This is a genomic window from Gammaproteobacteria bacterium (assembly GCA_027296625.1).
Lineage (GTDB): Bacteria > Pseudomonadota > Gammaproteobacteria > JAKEHO01 > JAKEHO01 > JAKEHO01.
Map to the genome: position 1 here is coordinate 1 of JAPUIX010000042.1, position 2,562 is coordinate 2,562.

1 protein-coding gene is annotated in these 2,562 nt (G+C 53.9%); it reads right to left on the reverse strand.

Features of this window, described 5'->3' with window-relative positions; all coding sequences use genetic code 11:
- Positions 1–196: 196 nt before the first annotated feature.
- Positions 197–2,290, reverse strand: coding sequence for a hypothetical protein (locus O6944_02195; GenBank protein MCZ6717950.1), 2,094 nt, complete (start codon positions 2,288–2,290; stop codon positions 197–199).
- Positions 2,291–2,562: the final 272 nt, after the last annotated feature.

Sequence of the window (2,562 nt, forward strand, 5' to 3'; positions counted from 1 at the left end):
AGCTATCTCGCTGTTGATGCAGAGCCCGCGATTCGACGGACGGCATTGAAGCTTCTCGAGGAGGTGGCGAAATAGGAGATGGCAATCAGGGCTGGGCGTGCTGCAGGGCAATCGCATACTGATTTATGCTGTCCAAGTCGCCCATTTTTTTCAGCCTCCCGGGACCGCAGCACGATCGTAATCAGTGACAAAGTAATCAGTTTTTGGCCCTGATCGACCACTGCACGACTTCCCCGGCCGCATTGACCGGCTGGATCAACTCGACTCTCTCCTGGCCGATCATGGCCACCAGGTCTGGCAGGTCATAAACCTTCATTGCCCCGTGCACGCAATGAATTAAGGCATTAAATGTTTCTTTGGTTTGGAAAATGCTCTTCCAGGAGATCAGCGTCTTTTGCAAGGTGATGGATTGAAACAGGTCTTCTTCGAGGGCAATCGCGTGAAGGGCCGGAGGTCCTGCTTCGCCCTGTGCGATCACTCGAATTCTTGCTGTCCGCGCTTGCGCTCCATATTCTTGGTTGAGCCACCGCGCTGCCTGCAAAATGTCCTCGGTTCGCATTCCCAAAAATGATTTTCCGAGCATATAGGCGATAAAGAACTCCGCGGTGCTGGGTCCCATCCATTTCGTGGTTCCCGAATAGCGCCAGACCGTTGTGGCCGTTTCTCCGATCCCACGAAGATCGATAGCGAATACGATGTGACCCGCCTGAACCAGTTTTTCCATCTCGCCGTCCGCCCTGGCGTCCACATGCTTTCCGAGGCCATGTAGGTAGAGCACCAGATCCGCGATTCGGCCATCCGGTTTGAATACCAGGCCGGGAAGCAGGATATTTGGCTCTGGACTCAGAACAACTTTTTCAATTTGGTAGCCGTTGCATGGTATGGTTCCCGTAATGTCCGCATGCGCCGCCGGTAACTCGTCCAGTGCTTTGGCTCCGATCACTCGGCGAATACTCGCCTTCTTTTCCAGCGTCTCCAGCTTGGACCAGGCCTCTTGGCGGCGTTTAGCCAAGTGCTTTTCTTCCTGAGCGTAGAGGTCGTAGATGGAATTGGCACCGTTGATCAATTGCACTTGTCCCTGCGGCGAACAGTTCAGTGCTTCACGGGCTTCAACAGGAGTATCCGATTCGAAAAACTGCCGGTCTTCGCCCAGGAGCCACCGACTCATCCAGCGTGCAGCCGCGGTTCTTAGGACACGATCAAAGCCGTGTTTGTTGCTGGTCTCGACGAGATCGACCTTCTCGGCGAACCCCAGGTTTGCGTAAACGCGCTTGGCCTGCCGAAACGCGTCCCATGCCCCTTCAATGGGGACATAGTCCTGTGTCGCAGAGCAAATCAGAGTCGGTTTCGGGGCGCGCATAATAATGTAGTCCGGATGATCCATGCCAAACTGGATTTGACCATAGATGTTTTGCTCGGCATCTCCCGGACCTGGACGTTCGTTCTTTCTTCGATTCGTCGTGATAAAACAGCCCGGTGCCGCGGCGACAATGCGCTTGTCCAATGCCATGAGGTAAGAGGTTTGATTGCCGCCACCCGAATTGCCGGTGCAAGCAAACAGATTGTCGAGAATGTCCTCACGGGATTCCAGGTAGTCAATGGCCCGTATGGCATCCCAGATCATGTAAGTGGCCAGGCTCCTGCCCAGGAGTATGGGCGCCACTGCGGCAAGCATGTGTTCGGTGGTGGAAGAATACAGCGGTTCACCGGAGCCATCCAGGATCTGCATGCGTTCGCCTTGGCCGAGGGGATCGATACAGAAAACGGCTAACCCGTTCTTCACCATAAGCAGGGCTGCCTTCTGGTAGAGACCATAGGCCTTGGCATCGGCCGCGTGGCCACAGAGCAGCAACACGCATGGGTAGGGGGGCGGCGTTTTCGGCAAGTAGAGATTTCCTGTCACATAATATCGGGGTTGGCTTTCGAAGATGATCTTCTGCAGTCGGTAGTCGCTGTGCGTTTCCCCACCGACAACGTTGGCATTCAAGGGTGTTTTCTCGAAGAATCCACCCAGATGCTCAACAAACTGGTCGTGAAGGTTTTCTTGATAGGCCTTGATTTGTTCACCCGTCTGTAAGAACTCCAACCGGTCGAGTCGGTCATCAAATGCTTCATGAGCCAGCTTGCGCAGATACTGCCGCATCATTTCTGCGGTTTGAGGTCGATTGGATGCCAGCGGCAACACCCTTAGGTCGTCGTCGCCGGTGCATGGATGCGAAGACAGCGCTAGGGCGACAACTAGGACAAGAGCGTGGTAAATCGATGCGTTGGGATCGAGTCGGCGGTTCATGCTATTCTCCCTTGAGTTCAGTACACCTGGTGATTGGGTCAACCGGTTCCTAAGGTGCGGTAGACAAGTTTCGTCTTGAATGGTTTGACCGGGCTTCGATATACTATATCGATTATTTCCAAAAAACAAGACTAAGGACGTGCACGACAATAAGTTACCGAATTATCCGCTCAGATTTAGGTTGGATTTGGTCGTGATCGATTGAGCGAAGCCGGAGGCGTAGTGTGCCTACGTTGAGGCTTTCGCGATTGAGGAACGGCCAAATACGACCT